Source organism: Bordetella genomosp. 7, from assembly GCF_002261265.1.
Lineage (GTDB): Bacteria > Pseudomonadota > Gammaproteobacteria > Burkholderiales > Burkholderiaceae_B > Bordetella_A.
The window spans coordinates 681300-697835 of sequence record NZ_NEVK01000006.1 but is presented as its reverse complement, the minus strand read 5'-3'; the positions used below and the strand labels follow the sequence as shown (position 1 = coordinate 697835).

Sequence of the window (16536 nt, the reverse complement as noted above, 5' to 3'; positions counted from 1 at the left end):
AGATGCGTCACGCAGGCGGTCCGCCTGCGGCGGCATGCCTGCGCGAGTGGCGGACGGGGGGATGTTCAGGCGTTGCGAGCCACCATCGCGGCGATGGTTTCGTAGAGTTCCTGCTGTGCCTGCGCCGCAGTGATCGCGCCCGTGGCCGCGGCATAGGACAGCGACTCGGCCGCCCCCAGCAGCGCCCACAGGCCGGCCGCCTCGATTCTGCCCGAAGGGGCATAAGGCGCCAGCGCTTCGCGGCAGGTCTGCATGAAGGCGGCTTCGTAATCGCGCTTGATTTTTTCCAGTTCGGGCGAGCCGGCCAGAGCCGCGCTGACACCCGGTATTTCCGTGCCCTGGCTCAGTACGCACTGTACATAGGACGACGCAATAACCGCTGCGCGACTGGCGAGGGTGTTTTCGCTCGCGCGCAACGCGGCCGACATCAGCGAGGTCTGGTTGGCGTCGTACTCGCGATACAGCGCCGCCAGCAGGCCTGCCCGGCTGCCGAAATGGTCATACGTCACGGGCTTGGTCACACCCGCCTCGTCTGCCAGCCGGCCAAGAGTCAGCGCCTCGGTGCCTTCTTCGCGCACCAGGCGCCAGGCGGTGTCGAGCAGTTGTCGGTGGCGCTCGGACCTGGACAGGCGCCGGCGCGGCGCGGGGGTGGCAGAAAGGGGAGCGGCGCTGGTTGACATGGCTATGTACTATCGGTAACTTACTAATCGTAAGTTACCAGTGGTAGATTACTGGCTGTAAGTTACCTGGCGTAGGTCAACCGACTATATCAGGCGGTGACTGGTCTGCGACATTTCTCCGAGGTTTATCCATGCACACCCTTATCGTTGTTTCGCACCCCGACCCCGCTTCCTTGAGCCATGCCGCCGCGCACTGCATTGGATCGGGCATTGTCCAGGCCAGCCCCGGCCATTCATATGAAGTGGCCGACCTGTACGCAGAGGGTTTCGATCCGCGTTTCAATGCGGCCGACCACGCGACGCACCGCCGCACCCAGGCCGCGCCGGCCGATGTGGCCGCCGAACAGGCGCGCATCGACCGCGCCGATGCGCTGGCGCTGGTGTTTCCGGTGTACTGGTGGTCGATGCCGGCCCTGATGAAAGGGTGGATAGACCGCGTGTTTTCCAACGGCTGGGCGTATGACGATACGGGCGGCCGGCCGGAGAAGAAGCTCGGGCATCTGCCCGTCTACCTGGCGGGCGTGGGGGGCGCGGACGCCCGCACCTATGCGCGGCATGGCTACGCCAGCGCCATGCGCACGCAGATCGACCACGGGATATTCGATTACTGCGGGGCTCGCGTCATGGCTTCGGAATTGTTGCTGCAGTCCCACGATGAGCCCGATGCGGTGCTGTCGGCCGCCCGGCGGCTGGGCCGCCGGATGGCCGAGGCCCCGGAGGTGCATGTACCCGCGGCGGCGTGAATCGGGTCGGTCAGGTGGCGAAAGGCGCGTGCCACAGGGCCATCGAACCGCTCCGCCAGCGTGGCCGTGCCCTGAGCGATAGGTTAGGATCGCAGCTCCGTCAGCCAAGAGTGACAGATCTGGCGTGATTTCCATGGACGCTTCGATTGCCGCCGCCGCCCGGGCGCTTGCCGCGGGTGATGCGCTGGGGGCGCTGAACCGCGTGGCCCTGCGCGACGATGCGCCGGCGCTGGCGGTGCGCGGCTGCGCCATGGCGCAGTTGGGCGACCTGGAACGCGCCCGCCGGCTGATGCGCGACGCCGCCCGTGGCTTCGGGCCGCAAGCCGCGCTGGCGCGCGCCCGGTGCATGGTGGCCGAAGCCGAGATCGCCCTGGCCATGCGTGACCTGGCATGGCCCGCGCGATCGCTGGATGCGGCGCGCGCTGTGCTGCAGCGCGAAGGCGACGCCATCAACGTCGTTCACGCGCGCTATATCGATGCAAGGCGGCTGCTGCTGCTGGGTCGGCTCGAACAGGCCGAAAGCGCATTGGGCGGGCCGCCTGGCCCGTCGCTGCCGGCGGCGCTGCGGGCCGTGCATGCGCTGGTGACGGCGGGCATTGCGATGCGACGCATGCAGGCGCACGCCGCGCGGGCTGCCCTGGCGCAGGCGCGCCACATCGCGCAGCAGGCGCGCATCGGCGCGTTGCTGGCAGAGGTCGGCAATGCCGAACGCACGCTGGACGCGCCCATGGCCCGGCTGAGCCTGTCTGGCGCGCGTCGCGCGGCAGGGCTCGACGAGATCGAGACCTTGCTGGCTTCGGAAACGCTGGTGGTCGACGCGTGCCGGCATGCGGTGCGCCAGGGTGGATCTGTGGTGGGCCTGGCGCGCCGCCCCGTTTTGTTCATGCTGGCGCGCATGCTGGCCGACGCATGGCCCGCCGACGCACCGCGCGATGCCCTGATCGCCGGCGTGTTCCGCATGCGGCACGGCGACGAGTCGCACCGTGCGCGGCTGCGCGTAGAAATCGGCCGCCTGCGCAGCGCGTTGCGCGGGCTGGCCGGCATACAGGCCACGGCGCGGGGCTATGTGCTGTCGCCCCGCGGCGCGACGGTGGCGGTGCTGGCCTGGCCTGACGACACGCCGCACGCGCCGGTACTGGCCCTGCTGTCCGATGGTGAGTCGTGGTCCAGTTCGGCATTGGCCTTGGCGCTGGCAGCCAGCCAGCGTACGGTACAGCGTTCGCTGGAGGCGTTGGTGCGCTTGGGCCGCGTGCGCCCGGTGGGGCAGGGGCGAGCGCGGCGCTGGATGGCCGTGGCCATCCCGGAATTCGCGACAAGCTTGTTACTTCCCGGGCCGTGGTACGGCGACTAGCATGCAGGCGTGGTGAGTATTTTTTTCAATCTACCAACCAGGTGCCGCATGAGCAAGACAGCCGAAGTCATTCACGAACATGGCCCTTTCCCGCAGGTGAAGGAGATCAACGGAGTCACTTACGATGGCCGGCATGTCTGGCTGGCCACCGGTGACCGCTTGCAGGCCATTGATCCGGACACGGGCGCGCCGGGACGCGCCGTTGCAGCGGCATGCCCCGCGGGCACGGCGTTCGACGGCAAGGCGTTCTACCAGATCGAGGGCAACGAGATACGCAAGATCGACCCGCAGACGGGCAAAGTGCTGGCCACGCTGCCCACGCCCGACGGCGACGGCCATTCCGGCCTGGCGTGGGCCGAAGGCATGCTGTGGGTGGCGCATTTCAGGCACCGCAAGATCTACCAGGTGGACCCGGGAACGGGCAAGGTGCTCAACACGCTGGAGTCGAACCGGTATGTGACCGGTGTGACGTGGGTGGGCGGCGAGTTGTGGCATGCCACCTGGGAAGATGACGCGAGTGAGTTGCGCCGCGTCGATCCGCGCACCGGCAAGGTGCTGGCCAGTGCCGCGATGCCGCAAGGAATGTGTGTGTCGGGCTTGGAGTCCGACGGGGCCGACCGCCTGTTCTGCGGCGGGGCCGAAAGCGGCATGCTCAGGGTGGTGCGGCGGCCCGGTTCGTGACGCCGCCCGCTAGCGGGCGGCGCGGCCGGACTTTTTGCCCCGCGCGGCGGGCCTGGCCGCCAGCCCGCCATTGTTGACGAGCTGGTCCACCCAGCCCAGGCCATCCAGGTATGCCAGGAACTGATGCAGATAGCCCGGCGATTGCGCGCGCATGAGCGACAGCGCGCGGTGCACCAGGTGGTTGGAATTCAACGGGCCTGCGTTTTCGTGAACCTGTTCTTCGGATTGGAGCAGCTGCCGGTCGGTGCTCAGGCGGGCCCAGGTGGCCTGGAAATAATCCAGCAAGTCCAGCTCGGGGTAGCGCTGGCGCAACCGCGCCCGGTCTTGCGCGGCCTCGCCGTCGTGCGCGGCGGCGGGGTGGTCCTGCATGTAGCCCAGGAGCTCGCAAAGACTCTGCGGCGCGCCCGGGGGGGCAGGTTCTGCGCCCTGGGCCGCTGTTGACACGGCCGCCACAGCGGCGTCATCGGCTTGCGCCTCGGGCGGCGTATTCGCGCCGAGCGCCTGCTGGAACTCGCCCACCAGGACGTCAAGCCGCGCCTGCAGTACCTGGCGCGCCTGGCCGTCGACGCGTTGCGCGCGGCCGGCCAGCGCCTCGATCAGGCGAAAGCGCGCGGGATGCGTGCGATGCACGCCTTGGTCGCGCCAGGCAGCCAGCGTGGCCTGAATAGCGGCGTCGCGCGGGTCAGTCACCGCCCTGCGCCTTGTGGTTCGGCACGCGGGCAATCGGCGCGATTTCCACGCGGCGATTGTGGGCGCGCCCGGCCGGGTCGTCATTCGACGCCACCGGCTGTTGTTCGCCGAATGCGGCGGCGAATATGGCGTCCTGCGCGATGCCCTGTTGGATCAGGGCGCGGGTGACGGTAAGCGCGCGCTGGGCCGACAGTTCCCAGTTGTCGTGGAAGCGGCGGTTGTTGCCGTGCACCGGCTGGTTGTCCGTAAAGCCGCTGACCATCAGGATTTCGTCGCGTGACCGCAGGTATTCCGACAACGGGCCCACCAGGCTCTTGAGTACTTCCAGGCCTTCGGGCTGCAACTGGTCGGAGTTCAGCGCAAACAGCACGCTGCCGCTGATGCCGATGCGGCCGTCGACCAGCGTGACGCTGCCCGCGGCCAGGGGGCCGGCCAGCGCCTGTTCGAGTTCCATGCGCCGCTGGGTTTCCTGCTGGCGTTGCCTGACTTCATCCTCCAGGCGGGCAGACAGCTCTGCCTGCACGCCCACGACGCCCACCAGCACCAGGACGAAGGCGCCCATCAACACGGACATCAGGTCGCCGAAGACCGCCCAGGCGGGCGCGGTGGGCTCGACGCCGGCTTCGATGTCGTCGCTCATGCCGTTTCGCCGCTTTCGGACGGTTGCTGCCGGCTGGCCAGTTGCTGCAGGTCCTGCAGGATCTGCTTCTGCGACAGTACGCTGAGATCAACCACTTCGCGGGCCTGGGCGACGTAGTACGCCAGCTGCTCATCGCTGCGCGCCATGGATTTGTCGAGCGCGGCCTCAATGCGCTGCAGATGTTCGGCCAACTTGTCGCCGGATTCGCCGAAGGCCTGCACCGCTGCGCCGAACGCTTCGCCCAGGCTGGCGACTTCCGCGGCGCTGCCGGTCACCTGCGCGGCGATGCCGCCGAGTTTATCGGTCTCGGCCTCGACCTTGGCGGTGAACTGGCTGCCCACCCTTTCGAGCAGCCCCGCCGATGTGGTGATGAGCTCGTCGACTGCCGTGCGCTGCTGGGTCGATGCGTGGTTGACGGCGTCCAGCAGCGTGCCCAGCGTTTGCATCAGGCGGCTGCGTTCTTCGAGCATGGCGTTGTCGCGCGCCATGCTGTCGGTCAGTTTCTGGCGCAGCTCGGCGATGACATCGGCGGCGGCCCTGGGCGCTTCGGCGGCCGTCTGCACCAGCTGCGTGACCTGGGCGATCGTCTGCTGCGCATGCGCCTGCGTCTGGGCGGCAAGGTCTTGCGCGGTGCGTTCGAGTGTGTCGCAGATCTGCTGCTGGCGCTCGGCAGCCAGTGTGCTGGCGTAGTCCCATTGTTCGCGCAGGGCGGCCGACATGTCGTCCAGCGTGCTGTTCCAGCCGGCGATGGCCTGGGCTGCGGCGTGCGGCGCCTGCGCGGCCGCATCCACCAGCCGCGCCACTTCGGCGATGGTCTCGCGCGCCTGCGTGTGGGTTTGTGTAGACAGTTCCCGCGCGGTTTGCGCCAGCGCATCACATGCCTGCTGTTGCTGCGCGGCCGCCTGGGTGGCGGCCTGCTCCCAGTGCAGCCGAAGCGTGCCGGCCACCTCGCCCAGCGAGGCTTGCCAGGCGGCCAGGCGCTGCTCGTCGCGGGCGGCCAGTTCGGCCTGCAGGCCGGCATGCGATTGATTCAGGCTCTGCACCAGCGCCGCCGATTGTTCCTGCAGGCTGGCGGTGGCGGCCGCCAGTGCGCGCTGGTGCTGTTCGGCCAGTTCGCTGCCGGTGGCGGATTGCCGGGCCAAGGCGCCGTCCCAGGCGGCCTGCAGGGCGGCGGCCGTCGTATCCAGGCGCACGCCTACGTTATCCAGCAGGCCGGCCGAGCGCTGCTCGAAGGTGTCGGTGAAACGCTGCAGCGTGACGCCCAGATCCTGCGCCAGGCTCGCGCCGGCGTGCCGATGCTGCGCCAGCGCATCGGTCCAGAGTTCAGCCACCTTCCCGGTGGTGGCTTCGAAGCGGCCGGTCACGTCGTCCAGTTGCTGGCGCACCGCGTGCGCCAGGGTGTCCTGCCAGGCGGAAGTCTCGCGGGCCAGGCCGGCCAGTGTCGCTTCCACCGCCGGCCGGATGGCGGCGCCGGCAGCCTCGGCGTTGTCGGCCACGCTTTGCTTGAGCGCCTGCTCCATGGCGGCGGCCAGGCGCGTATAGGCGGCGTCCGCCTTGCCGTGAAACGCGTCCTGGCTGGCCGCCAGCCGTTCGTGCAGCGCCAGATTCTGCCGTTCCAGCGTCGCCATCATTTCCTGCAGGCGGTCGACCACCAAAGGCATGGCGTCGGCCTGTTTCTGCAGCAATTGCAAAGTCTGTTCGCGCTGGTGGCTTTGCGAGTATTCGCGCAACGTGGTGGCGCTGGCGGCGTCCAGTTGCTGTACGGCGCGCAGGCGCTCGCGCCGCGTCAATGCGGCCAGCAGACCCAGCGCGGCCGAGGATGCCACGCCCGCCACCGAGGTGCCGAAAGCGAAGCCCAGGCCGTGCACCGGAGCGGCCAGCGACGAGCGGATCGCGTGCAGGTCGACCGCGCCTTCCAGCGCGGCGCCCGTGCCGCGCAAGGTGGCCACCATGCCCAGGAAGGTGCCCAGCATGCCCAGCAGCACCAGCATGCCGGCAAGGTAGGGCGCCAGCGCGGGGCCGGGAAAGGCCGTGCGCTGGCCCTCGACGCGCAGTTGCGCAATATGGCGCAGCCCGGCCGGCACCTGCGCCAGCCAGTCATCCAGACGGGCTGGCGGTGTGCTCAGTGATGCCGTGGCGCGCGCCAGCCCGGCGGTGCCCAGTTGGTAGCGCCGCAGCTCGAGGGCGCCGGCCAGGTAGACGATGCCGATCAGGCCCGTGACGGCCAGCGCCAGGGTGTTCGAGCCGACATAGCCGGCGCCGACCCAGCCCACAACGGCCAGGCCCGCCAGGAAAATAACGAGAGCAACGAGATTTCGTGTCATGGTGTCCGGGTCAATGGGCGCGCAGGGCGGCAAGCAGGCCCTCGATGGGTTGTAGGCGGATGTCCAGTTCGGCGCGCAGCACGCTGCGCATGTCGGCGCGGAACGCGGCCACCCAGGAGTGCGGCGCTGAGGCGGCCCCGGCGGCGTCTGCCGCGTCTTCGGCCGCTTGGCGCATCCGGTTGAAATGGCCTTCGAGCATGCCCGGAATGGTGGCGAGCAGGCGCCGTTCGTGCGCGCTCAGCGAGCGCTCCATGATGGCGTCGACCACCGCCAGGCGCGCCATGGCAGGTGTTTGCGTGGCCAACAGCGACCGCAGGCGCGCCCGCAACTTGGCAATGCTGGTTTCCATGGTCTGCTGTATGGCCTGGTAACGCTGGCGGTAGATGATGTAGGCCGGTTCCGCGGCCGCCGGCGCCGGCGCGGGCGTGGCCGCGGCTCGTGACACACGTATCGGCGGCGCGGTAAACGGCGTGTCGTCGTCGATAGCCCGGGCGATAGACTCCCTGACGCGCTGCACCTCGCGAGCCTCTGCTGCGTCGAACGCGCGCGGAGGGGCTGCCGGAGCGGGCGCCGCGCCGTCGAGCACTGCCGACAGCGCGATGGCATCGGTCCAGCTCAGCCACTGGCTGAGCCGTTCGGCCAGCGGTTGCCGCGACGCGGGAATGTCGGCGTCTATCAGGCGAGCAAGCAGGCGTACCAGCGTAGGGCCGCTGACACCTGCGCGCCGGGGTACTTGCACCATGTGCCAGAGTCAAAAATCCGGCAGTTTACAGGCTGTCGCGCCCCGCTACACGCGAGGGGCGCCATTCGAGGATATCTAGTATCCTTAATCCATCGCGCGGCGCCGGGCGCGCCGGCTTTCTGACAACGGGTAAACGATGAATCTGAAAAGCCAGGTCGAATGGGCGTTGCATTGCTGTGTCGCCTTGGCGGGCCTGCCGCCTGGCCGGTATCTGTCTACCAAGGCCCTGGCCGAATTGCACGGCGTGCCCAAAGAATACCTGTCCAAGGCGCTGCAGGCCGTGTCGCAGGCGGGGCTGGTGGAAACGACGCTGGGCCCGTCGGGCGGCTACCGGCTGGCCCGCGCGCCGGCCGACATCAGCTTCCTGGATATTGTCGAGGCCGTCGAGGGCCCCGCCAGTACCTTTGCATGCAAGGAAATCCGGACCAACAACCCGTGCTGGCCCGAGGGGTACAAGGCTGAGGCGCCCTGCATCATTGCCCGCCTGATGTGGCGCGCCGACGAAGCGTGGCGCAATTCGCTGCGCGAGACGCGGATTTCCGACGTACTGGACACGCTGACGGCCGAGGTGTCTCCTGCACTGCTGCAGCGCACGCAAGAATGGGTGCTGCGGCGCGCCGGGTAACCGGCGCAATCGACACACCGCCTGCCGTCAGCCCAGGCCTGCCTTGTCCAGGCCGAATGCCTTGTCCGCCGAGCCCGGCTCATTGCGGAACGCTACGTTGATGCGGTTCCAGGCGTTGATGGCCATCACCAGGTACGTCAGGTCGGTGATTTCTTTTTCCGAAAACTCGCTGCGCGCGAGTTCGTAAATATCGTCGGGCACGCCGCCTTCGGGCAGGCGGGTGAGCGCCTCGGCCCAGGCCAGCGCGGCGCGCTCGCGCGGCGAATACAGGGGGGACTCGTGCCAGATGGCCACGTGGTGCAGGCGCAATTCGCTCTCGCCATGGATCTTGGCCTGCTTGATATGCATATCCAGGCAGAACGCGCAGCCATTGATCTGCGAGGCGCGGATCTGCACCAGGTCATGCGTCTTTTCTTCGATGCTGCCCCCGCCCAGGGCATTGCTGAACTGCACGAATTTCTTGAAAAACTCAGGGGACTGCTCGACGTAGTTCAGGCGCGCGCTCATGGCTTTCTCCTATTGCGGATATAAATTGTCCTTAAGGATAAATAATATCCGTATTTGGGAGGAGGCGCCACGCACAATCGAAACAATTCGTAAAAAATACCGGCGCGCGACCGGGCAGGCAGTCGGGCACACCATTTGCTGACATCCCGTTACGTGGCGTTCCCGCTTGAAGCGCATAGAACCGGGATACAGGCGCCACGCATGAATTGGGCTGGTTCAGCATTTAGAGGAACAACGCATATGAACATCGCTACAGGTGTCTCGCTGAATGGCTATCGGGTGTTCTGCGACGTGGTGGTCGCAAATGAAGGCGGCTTTGCCATACGGGTGGCAACGCGTCCGGAAGGCGACGGGGTGCCGCTAGCCGAACGGGTCTGGGAGCCGCCCCAGTCGTCGCCGTACTTCGAGCAGGACGAGGCCGAGCGCGCGGCGTATCGCATCCTGCGCCGGGTGAAGGGGGTGGGCAAGGACGGGGAGCCGCTATACGCGTAAGCGGCCGCGTCGGCGCATGGCCGGGCGTGCGGGGCCCGGCCGCACGCCCGCGGTTACAGGCTGCCGTCCAGCCAGCGCCGCAGATTCTCCAGGAAAATGCGGCGCACCCGCTCGGCATTGCCGTCCGAAAAGCCGGCGCTGTGGGGGGACACGATCACATTTTCCATGTCCCACAGCGGCGAGTCGGCCGGCAGGGGCTCGTGCTGGAACACGTCCAGAAATGCGCCGCGCAGGGCTTGCGCCCGCAGCGCCTGAATCAACGCGGCTTCGTCGATGACGTGGCCGCGCGCGACGTTGACCACCTGGGCATGCGGCGGCAGCGCGGCCAGCGTGCGCGCATCTACCAGGTTGCGGGTCGCGTCGCTGAGCGGGCAGGCCAGCACCAGCCACGCGGCGTCGGGCAGCAACTCTGCCAGGCCGCTGTACGGCACCGTGCGGATGCCCGGCGCGGCGGGCTGGCCGCTGTGGCGCGCCACCGAAATGCGCAGGCCCAGGGCCTGCAGCAGCTGGCCGATGCGTTGGCCGATGCCGCCCCAGCCCACAATGACGGCGTGCTGCCCGTCGAGATCCCGGGGCATCCACTCGTCGAACAAGGGCGCCCATTGGCGGCGCTGCTGGGCGCGCAACAGGTGGGGCAGATGGCGCGCCAGCGCCAGCAACCCGGCCACTGCCGCCTGCGCCACCACCGCGTCCGAGGCGCCATGCGATGCGGTGACGCGCGCGCCGCGTGCGCGCACTTCCTGGTAGATGTCTCGATCCAGGCCGATGGAATGCACATGCAGCCACTGCAGACGGCGGGCCGCCCGCAGGGCCGAATAAAAGCGCTCGGTGTCGGGATGGATCTCGAACTTGGTGGAACGCCCCGTGATGTCACGCGAAACAAAGGCGACATCGGCCAGCTCGGCCTGGGAGTCGCCCGGATGGCACAGCGTGATGTCGCGGGCCAGCGTTCGCAGCGGCTCGGCCAGCCGGGGCGCTTCCTGTGCGGAGCAAAGAATGCGGACGGGAGCCGTCATTGCGCCTTCACGTCCGCCTGTTGCAGGATTTTCTTCCACTTTTCGTATTCCGCGCGGGTGAAGCGGCCGAAGTCCTCGGGCGAGCCGCCGACCGGGTTGGCGCCTTCGGCCAGCAGCTGTTCGTGCAGGTCGGGCAGCGCCGTGTTCACGCCTTTGTTGATGGTGGCGATCACTTCGGCCGGGGTATTCTTCGGGGCGAAAAAGCCGAACCACGACCCGGCGTCAAAGCCGGCGAAGCCGGATTCCGCCACGGTGGGCAGTTCTGGCAGCGAAGGCGAGCGCGCGCTCGTGCTGACGGCCAGCGCGCGCAACTTGCCGGAACGGATCTGCCCCATGACGGACGGCGCCGTGGCGAACATGAAGTCCAGCCGGCCCGCCATCAAGTCGTTGATCGCGTCGGCGCCTTTATAAGGAATGTGCGTGGCGTCCGGCACGCCCACCTCTTGCATCAGCAGGAAGCTGGACAAATGCGACGACGTGCCTACCCCGGTCGAGCCATAGTTGAGGCTTTTCTTGGACTTGGCATATTCCAGAAAGCCGGCAAAATCCTTGACGGGCAGAGTGGGCGGCACGACGAGCACGTTGGGCACCGTGGCGATCTGCACAATGGGCACCAGATCGGTCAGCGGGTCGTAGCTGAGCTTGCCCAGCGACGGGTTCACCGCGATAGGGCCCACCGAGTCGACGATCAGCGTGTAGCCGTCGGGATCGGACCGCACGACATATTCGGTGCCGATGTTGCCGCCGGCGCCGGGCCGGTTTTCGACGATGAACGATTCCGACAGCTGTTGGCCAAGCTTGTCGCTGACACTGCGCGTGAGCTTGTCGGTCGTGCCGCCCGCCGTAAACGCTACGACGACTTTCACGGGCCGCTCGGGGTAGGCGGCCTGTGCGGGCAGCGCCGCGGCCAGCCCCAGGATGCCGCACGCCAATAGGGAACTGCAGGTCGGGTTCATGATGGTGTCTCTCCGTTGGTTATGCTTATGTTGCGCACGGGCACGCGCGGCGCTGCCGGCGCCGGCGTCACGTGCTGTTGCGGTAATGCGGGCCGTTGCAGCGCCCGCGGCGTCAATCGCGGTAGCTGCTGTCGATACGGTCGAGCTTGCGCAGCAGGGCGGGCCACTCCATTACGCCGTACGGTCGCCGCGTGCCCGGCTGATAGTTGTTCCAGGTTTCTTCCAGCACGTCGGGCGGCACCTGCTGCAGCGGTTGCTGAGTCGCCTGCGCCGCAAGCTGGGCGCGGCATGCCAGCTCGAGCCGGTGCATCCAGTTGAATGCTTCACCCACTGTGCGGCCCACGGTCAGGGCGCCGTGGTTGCGCAGGATGAGCGCTTCGCCCTGGCCCAGGTCGGCGATCAGCGACGCCTGTTCTTTGGTATCCAGCACCACGCCCTGATAGTCGTGGTAGCCGATCTTCAGGAAGCGCATGGCGGTTTGCGTGGCGGGCACCAGGCCGCAGGCCAGCGACGACACCGCCATCGATGCCCAGCTGTGCGTATGGATTACGCAGTTGGCATCGTGGCGGGCGCCGTGGATGGCGCTGTGGATGACATAGCCGGCCTTGTTGATGCCGTAGCCCAGCTCGCCGAAATCCGGCCGGGACAGGATGTTGCCGTCGAGGTCGACCTTGATCAGGCTGGACGCCGTGATTTCTTCGTACATCATGCCGTAGGCATTGATAAGGAACGCGTTGTCCTCGTCGGGCACCCGCAGCGATATGTGGTTGGCCATCATGTCGGCCATGCCGTACAGCTCTACCAGCCGATAACAGGCTGCGAGATCTACGCGCGCCTTCCATTCCGCGTCCGAGCACTTGTCTCGCATGGACGGGATCTGCAGTACGCCGCTCTTGGTCATTGCTTTCCCTTGTTGGATGAATGATATGGCCGGTCCGGCGCCATCGGGATGCAGTGACTGTAAAAGTGATGGGCGCGCCGCGGTAGTCCGCAATCGTAAAGGGCACTTCACGGATCGTGAAGGTGGACGGGACGGCGGCCCAACAGTGCTGCGTGCCCGCGTCAATCGCGGTACGCTTGGCGCTACCTTCAACTGCATCCGTACAGGAAGTTCACGCCATGAAATACCGTCGTCTTGGTACCAGCAACCTGCGTGTGTCGCCGTTGTGCCTGGGCACGATGATGTTCGGCGAACAGACGCCCTTTGATGAAGCGCAGCGTATTGTTGCCTCGGCGCGCGAGGCGGGCGTGAACTTCATCGACACGGCCGATGTGTACAACCAGGGTCGCTCGGAAGAAGTGGTGGGCAAGCTGCTGGGCGGACAGCGCTACGACTGGGTGCTGGCCACCAAAATCGGCAACAGGGTTTCGTCGGCGCCCAACCATTCGCATTATTCGCGTCAGTGGCTCATGCAGGGCGTGCATGCCAGCCTGGCCCGCATGGGCACCGATTACATCGACATCCTGTATTTGCACCGCGACTTTCACGAAGAAAACCTGGAAGAGGCGGTGTACGCGCTGGGCGACCTGATCCGCGCAGGCAAGCTGCGCAGTTTCGGATTGTCGAACTTCCGGGGCTGGCGCATTGCCGAGGTGATACGACTGTGCCGGGAGCTGGGCGTACCCCAGCCAGTGGTGTGCCAGCCGTACTACAACATGCTGAACCGGGGGCCCGAGGTCGAGATCCTGCCTGCTTGCGGCCACTACGGCCTGGGCGTGGTGCCCTACAGTCCCATTGCGCGAGGCGTGCTTACGGGCAAGTACGCGCCGGGCCAGCCGCCTGCTTCGGACACGCGCGCCGGGCGCGGCGACAAGCGCATTCTGGACACCGAATTCCGTCCCGAATCGTTGCAGATCGCGGCGCAGCTTACCGAGTACTGCAAGCAGCGCGGGGTTCTGCCGGGGCATTTCGCCACCGCATGGGTGCTGGCCAACCCGCTGATTTCCGCGGTGATCGCAGGGCCGCGCACACTGGCGCAGATGCAGGACTACTACGGGGCGCTGGAACTCGGCATCACGCCCGAAGAAGAAGCCATGGTCAATGGCTGGGTCGTGCCCGGGCATGCGTCCAGCCCCGGCTACAACGACCCGAGCTACCCGTTTTACGGCCGGCCCACGGCCGTGGCCGAGTCGGCCTCGTAGCTCCTGCCGCCGGGTTGCGTTCGGCGCGCCCGGCGCGCATCATGACATGACACGGCGCGGGCCCGGCCGCCCAGGCCCCGCGCGCCGGCGCGGCGCTGTGCGCGTGCGCCAGGTGTGCATGGCTTGAAATTTGCTGGCCCGCCGCCAGATACGAACTATGGCCACGAGGGCAAGTTCATGAGATCGCGAGATTTTTCATCCTGGATCTGGGGCGATGCGCTGGCGCTGCTCGAACACGCCGAGCGCCTCAAGCGCCAGGTGCTGCGCGCCGGGTCCGGCGATGCGCCGCACTGGGAACCCCCGGTCGATGTCATCGAGACCGCCACGTCGGTCCTGGTGTATGTGGCGCTGCCGGGGGTGCCCGCCGACACGCTGGTGGTGGCGTTCGACCCGGGCGGTATCACGGTGGCGGGGGTGCGTCCCATGCCCTGCGCGGCCAACGCCCGCATCCACCGCTTCGAGATCCCCTACGGCCGCTTCCGCCGCCGCATCGCGCTGCCGCTGCACGCCCTGGAACCCGCATCGTCCGAATTCGTGGACGGCTGCCTGGTCTTGACCCTGCATAAACTAAGGGAGGCTCCATGAGCGATACCCGCACTTTGCCCGACGACGCGCGCATCATCATTCCGCTGCGCGACGCGGTATTGTTCCCCGGCGTGCTGTCACCGGTGACGGTGCGGCGCGAGTCGTCCGTGGCGGCGGCGCAAGAGGCTGTCAAAACCGAACGTCCGGTGGGCTTCCTGTTGCAGCGCGACCCGGGCAAGGCCGACGTCGGCCCCGACGACCTGCGCTGGGTGGGTACCGAAGGCCCCATCGCTCGCTATATCACAGGGCAGGAAGGCGCGCATCATCTGCTGGTTCAGGGGCAGTCGCGGTTCCGTGTGCTTGAATTCCTGGAAGGCTGGCCCTTCATGGTGGCGCGCGTGGCCGAAATACCCGAAGCACAGGAGCAAGACAGCCAGACCGAGGCGCGTTTCCTGCAGCTGAAAGAACAGGCCATCAGCGCCATTGCGTTGCTGCCCAATGTGCCCGATGAACTCATCGGCGTGGTCCGCGGTATTGATTCGCCCGGGTTGCTTGCCGACATGGTCACGCACATGATCGACATCAAGCCGGAACAGAAGCAGGACATCCTGGAAACGTTCAGCCTGACGCGGCGCCTGGATCTCGTCATCGAGCTCCTGGCCGGGCGCGTCGAAGTGCTGCGCCTGTCCAAAGAAATCGGCGAGCGCACGCGCGCCCAATTTGACGAGCGCCAGCGCGAGACCGTGCTGCGCGAGCAATTGCGGCAAATCCAGAAAGAACTGGGCGAAATCGACGACAACGCCGCCGAGGTCGCGCGCCTGAAAGACGCCATCGAAGCGGCCGGCATGCCCGAAGAAGTGCTGAGCCACGCGCTCAAAGAACTCGGGCGGCTGCAGCGCATGGGCGAATCCAGCGGCGAATCGGCGATGCTGCGCACGTATCTCGAATGGCTGACCGAACTGCCCTGGAAGCACGAGCCCCCGCCGCCCATCGACCTGGCCGAAGCGCGCAAGGTGCTGGACGAAGACCACTTCGGCCTGGACAAGATCAAGCGGCGCATCCTGGAATACCTGGCGGTGCGCAAGCTCAACCCGCAAGGCCGCAGCCCCATTCTTTGCTTCTCCGGCCCGCCCGGGGTGGGCAAGACTTCGTTGGGGCAATCCATTGCGCGCGCCACGGGGCGTGCCTTCCAGCGCGTGGCGCTGGGCGGCGTGCACGACGAGGCCGAAATTCGCGGCCACCGTCGCACTTATCTGGGCGCATTGCCGGGCAACATCATCCAGGCCATGCGCCGCGCGGGCACCAGTAACGCGGTGATCATGCTGGACGAGATCGACAAACTCGGCGCCGGCGGTTTTCATGGCGACCCGGGCAGCGCGCTGCTCGAAGTGCTGGATCCGGAGCAGAACAGCAAATTCCGCGACAACTACCTGGGCGTGGATTTCGACTTGTCGCGCGTGATGTTCATCTGCACGGCCAATGTGCTCGACACCATACCCGGCCCGCTGCGCGACCGCATGGAGATCATCCAGTTGCCCGGCTATACCCAGGATGAAAAGCTGCAGATCGCCCGGCGTTACCTGGTTCCGCGCCAGCTTGAAGCCAACGGGCTGGCCGCGGGGCAGGCCGAGCTGACTGACGCCGCGCTGGCGTCGATCGTGGGCGATTACACGCGCGAGGCCGGCGTGCGCCAGCTCGAGCGCGAGATCGGGGCGGCCTTGCGCCACGCCGCCATGCAGGTGGCCGAAGGCAAGACTGTGCAGGTGCGCATCGATGCCGCCGACCTGCCGCCCATTCTGGGCGCACAGCGCTTCGAAAACGAAGTGGCATTGCGCACCGGGCTGCCCGGGGTGGCCACCGGCCTGGCATGGACGCCCGTGGGCGGCGACATTCTCTTTATCGAGGCTTCAAAGACGCCGGGCTCCGGCAAACTGATACTGACCGGGCAGCTGGGCGATGTGATGAAGGAATCCGCCCAGACCGCGCTGACGCTGGCCAAGATATGGACGGGCGAATCACTCGAAAAAACCGATGTGCACATCCACGTGCCGGCTGGCGCAACGCCCAAGGATGGCCCCAGCGCCGGCGTTGCGATGTTCCTGGCGCTGGCGTCGTTGCTGTCGGGGCGGCCGGTGCGTTCTGACGTGGCCATGACCGGCGAGGTCAGCCTGCGCGGGCTGGTGCTGCCGATAGGCGGGGTCAAGGAAAAAACGCTGGCGGCTTTGCGCGCTGGGATATCAACCGTGATGTTGCCGCGCCGCAATGCCAAAGACCTGGACGACGTGCCAACTGAAGCGCGGGGCAAGCTGAAGTTCGTCTTGCTGGATCGGATCGAGGATGCGATCCGGTATGCGATCGATGGCCAGGAAGCGCCGCAGGAGGCCGAGACGGTCTGACCATGCCTGCCCGCCCGCGCAGGGGG

At 67.2% G+C, this 16536-nt stretch carries 17 protein-coding genes; 8 read left to right on the top strand and 9 right to left on the bottom strand.

Going from position 1 to position 16536, the window contains the following annotated elements:
- Positions 1 to 65: 65 nt before the first annotated feature.
- A complete protein-coding gene (locus CAL19_RS14315) occupies positions 66 to 680 on the bottom strand; it encodes a TetR/AcrR family transcriptional regulator (RefSeq protein ID WP_026638676.1) in 615 nt (204 codons plus the stop codon).
- 131 nt (positions 681 to 811) lie between these two features.
- Between CAL19_RS14315 and CAL19_RS14310 the strand changes: the two genes are divergently transcribed.
- The 3 genes from CAL19_RS14310 to CAL19_RS14300 all read left to right on the top strand — a co-directional run bounded on the left by CAL19_RS14310 (position 812) and on the right by CAL19_RS14300 (position 3455).
- The gene (locus CAL19_RS14310) at positions 812 to 1423 is read left to right on the top strand and encodes an NAD(P)H-dependent oxidoreductase (protein ID WP_026638675.1); all 612 of its coding nucleotides are present in this window, start codon (positions 812 to 814) and stop codon (positions 1421 to 1423) included.
- A 133-nt stretch (positions 1424 to 1556) separates the two neighbouring features.
- Positions 1557 to 2774 (top strand): helix-turn-helix domain-containing protein, encoded by a 1218-nt coding sequence (locus CAL19_RS14305; protein ID WP_094797119.1) that lies wholly within the window; start codon positions 1557 to 1559, stop codon positions 2772 to 2774.
- 48 nt (positions 2775 to 2822) lie between these two features.
- Positions 2823 to 3455 (top strand): Vgb family protein, encoded by a 633-nt coding sequence (locus CAL19_RS14300; protein ID WP_094797118.1) that lies wholly within the window; start codon positions 2823 to 2825, stop codon positions 3453 to 3455.
- A 9-nt stretch (positions 3456 to 3464) separates the two neighbouring features.
- Here the strand turns inward: CAL19_RS14300 and CAL19_RS14295 are convergent, their stop codons facing one another.
- The 4 genes from CAL19_RS14295 to CAL19_RS14280 are packed head-to-tail and all read right to left on the bottom strand — an operon-like array spanning position 3465 to position 7851.
- Entirely contained in the window at positions 3465 to 4145 is a 681-nt protein-coding gene (locus CAL19_RS14295) for a DUF2894 domain-containing protein (RefSeq protein ID WP_249276316.1), read from the bottom strand.
- A complete protein-coding gene (locus CAL19_RS14290; protein ID WP_026638671.1) occupies positions 4138 to 4785 on the bottom strand; it encodes an OmpA family protein in 648 nt (215 codons plus the stop codon). The genes CAL19_RS14295 and CAL19_RS14290 overlap by 8 nt, the downstream gene beginning before the upstream one ends.
- Positions 4782 to 7109, bottom strand: a complete 2328-nt coding sequence (locus tag CAL19_RS14285) for a DUF802 domain-containing protein (RefSeq protein WP_094797193.1) — start codon at positions 7107 to 7109, stop codon at positions 4782 to 4784. The genes CAL19_RS14290 and CAL19_RS14285 overlap by 4 nt, the downstream gene beginning before the upstream one ends.
- Positions 7110 to 7119: 10 nt before the next feature.
- Positions 7120 to 7851 (bottom strand): DUF3348 domain-containing protein, encoded by a 732-nt coding sequence (locus CAL19_RS14280; RefSeq protein ID WP_026638669.1) that lies wholly within the window; start codon positions 7849 to 7851, stop codon positions 7120 to 7122.
- Positions 7852 to 7987: 136 nt separating this feature from the next.
- Between CAL19_RS14280 and CAL19_RS14275 the strand changes: the two genes are divergently transcribed.
- Positions 7988 to 8476 carry an RrF2 family transcriptional regulator gene (locus CAL19_RS14275; protein WP_026638668.1) on the top strand — a complete coding sequence of 163 codons (489 nt, stop codon included), beginning with the start codon at positions 7988 to 7990 and terminating at the stop codon, positions 8474 to 8476.
- Positions 8477 to 8503: 27 nt separating this feature from the next.
- On the opposite strand, the gene CAL19_RS14270 is transcribed toward CAL19_RS14275, so the two are convergent.
- Positions 8504 to 8983, bottom strand: a complete 480-nt coding sequence (locus tag CAL19_RS14270) for a carboxymuconolactone decarboxylase family protein (protein ID WP_094797116.1) — start codon at positions 8981 to 8983, stop codon at positions 8504 to 8506.
- Positions 8984 to 9223: 240 nt separating this feature from the next.
- Here CAL19_RS14270 and CAL19_RS14265 point away from each other — a divergent pair, with 240 nt between their 5' ends.
- Positions 9224 to 9475, top strand: a complete 252-nt coding sequence (locus tag CAL19_RS14265; RefSeq protein ID WP_026638666.1) for a hypothetical protein — start codon at positions 9224 to 9226, stop codon at positions 9473 to 9475.
- Between the two features lie 53 nt (positions 9476 to 9528).
- Here the strand turns inward: CAL19_RS14265 and CAL19_RS14260 are convergent, their stop codons facing one another.
- The 3 genes from CAL19_RS14260 to CAL19_RS14250 all read right to left on the bottom strand — a co-directional run bounded on the left by CAL19_RS14260 (position 9529) and on the right by CAL19_RS14250 (position 12348).
- Entirely contained in the window at positions 9529 to 10491 is a 963-nt protein-coding gene (locus tag CAL19_RS14260) for an NAD(P)-dependent oxidoreductase (protein WP_094797115.1), read from the bottom strand.
- On the bottom strand, positions 10488 to 11447 hold the full coding sequence (locus CAL19_RS14255) for a Bug family tripartite tricarboxylate transporter substrate binding protein (RefSeq protein ID WP_026638664.1): 960 nt from the start codon (positions 11445 to 11447) through the stop codon (positions 10488 to 10490). Before CAL19_RS14255 ends, CAL19_RS14260 begins: the two co-directional genes overlap by 4 nt.
- Positions 11448 to 11559: 112 nt before the next feature.
- The gene (locus CAL19_RS14250) at positions 11560 to 12348 is read right to left on the bottom strand and encodes a class II aldolase/adducin family protein (protein WP_026638663.1); all 789 of its coding nucleotides are present in this window, start codon (positions 12346 to 12348) and stop codon (positions 11560 to 11562) included.
- Between the two features lie 218 nt (positions 12349 to 12566).
- Between CAL19_RS14250 and CAL19_RS14245 the strand changes: the two genes are divergently transcribed.
- From CAL19_RS14245 to lon, 3 genes are all read left to right on the top strand, one after another.
- Complete coding sequence (locus tag CAL19_RS14245) at positions 12567 to 13589, top strand: aldo/keto reductase (RefSeq protein ID WP_094797114.1); 1023 nt, start codon at positions 12567 to 12569, stop codon at positions 13587 to 13589.
- Between the two features lie 177 nt (positions 13590 to 13766).
- The gene (locus CAL19_RS14240) at positions 13767 to 14174 is read left to right on the top strand and encodes an Hsp20/alpha crystallin family protein (protein ID WP_026638661.1); all 408 of its coding nucleotides are present in this window, start codon (positions 13767 to 13769) and stop codon (positions 14172 to 14174) included.
- The gene (gene lon / locus CAL19_RS14235) at positions 14171 to 16510 is read left to right on the top strand and encodes an endopeptidase La (RefSeq protein WP_094797113.1); all 2340 of its coding nucleotides are present in this window, start codon (positions 14171 to 14173) and stop codon (positions 16508 to 16510) included. Before CAL19_RS14240 ends, lon begins: the two co-directional genes overlap by 4 nt.
- Positions 16511 to 16536 lie beyond the last annotated feature (26 nt).

What these genes read in the sequence shown, in the direction of transcription:
- CAL19_RS14265 (WP_026638666.1), top strand. Translation starts at nt 9,224, where the DNA reads ATGAACATCGCTACAGGTGTCTCGCTGAATGGCTATCGGGTGTTCTGC.
- CAL19_RS14285 (WP_094797193.1), bottom strand. Translation starts at nt 7,109, where the DNA reads ATGACACGAAATCTCGTTGCTCTCGTTATTTTCCTGGCGGGCCTGGCC.
- CAL19_RS14240 (WP_026638661.1), top strand. Translation starts at nt 13,767, where the DNA reads ATGAGATCGCGAGATTTTTCATCCTGGATCTGGGGCGATGCGCTGGCG.
- CAL19_RS14310 (WP_026638675.1), top strand. Translation starts at nt 812, where the DNA reads ATGCACACCCTTATCGTTGTTTCGCACCCCGACCCCGCTTCCTTGAGC.
- CAL19_RS14270 (WP_094797116.1), bottom strand. Translation starts at nt 8,983, where the DNA reads ATGAGCGCGCGCCTGAACTACGTCGAGCAGTCCCCTGAGTTTTTCAAG.
- CAL19_RS14260 (WP_094797115.1), bottom strand. Translation starts at nt 10,491, where the DNA reads ATGACGGCTCCCGTCCGCATTCTTTGCTCCGCACAGGAAGCGCCCCGG.
- CAL19_RS14280 (WP_026638669.1), bottom strand. Translation starts at nt 7,851, where the DNA reads ATGGTGCAAGTACCCCGGCGCGCAGGTGTCAGCGGCCCTACGCTGGTA.
- CAL19_RS14290 (WP_026638671.1), bottom strand. Translation starts at nt 4,785, where the DNA reads ATGAGCGACGACATCGAAGCCGGCGTCGAGCCCACCGCGCCCGCCTGG.
- CAL19_RS14315 (WP_026638676.1), bottom strand. Translation starts at nt 680, where the DNA reads ATGTCAACCAGCGCCGCTCCCCTTTCTGCCACCCCCGCGCCGCGCCGG.
- lon (WP_094797113.1), top strand. Translation starts at nt 14,171, where the DNA reads ATGAGCGATACCCGCACTTTGCCCGACGACGCGCGCATCATCATTCCG.
- CAL19_RS14305 (WP_094797119.1), top strand. Translation starts at nt 1,557, where the DNA reads ATGGACGCTTCGATTGCCGCCGCCGCCCGGGCGCTTGCCGCGGGTGAT.
- CAL19_RS14245 (WP_094797114.1), top strand. Translation starts at nt 12,567, where the DNA reads ATGAAATACCGTCGTCTTGGTACCAGCAACCTGCGTGTGTCGCCGTTG.
- CAL19_RS14250 (WP_026638663.1), bottom strand. Translation starts at nt 12,348, where the DNA reads ATGACCAAGAGCGGCGTACTGCAGATCCCGTCCATGCGAGACAAGTGC.
- CAL19_RS14255 (WP_026638664.1), bottom strand. Translation starts at nt 11,447, where the DNA reads ATGAACCCGACCTGCAGTTCCCTATTGGCGTGCGGCATCCTGGGGCTG.
- CAL19_RS14300 (WP_094797118.1), top strand. Translation starts at nt 2,823, where the DNA reads ATGAGCAAGACAGCCGAAGTCATTCACGAACATGGCCCTTTCCCGCAG.
- CAL19_RS14275 (WP_026638668.1), top strand. Translation starts at nt 7,988, where the DNA reads ATGAATCTGAAAAGCCAGGTCGAATGGGCGTTGCATTGCTGTGTCGCC.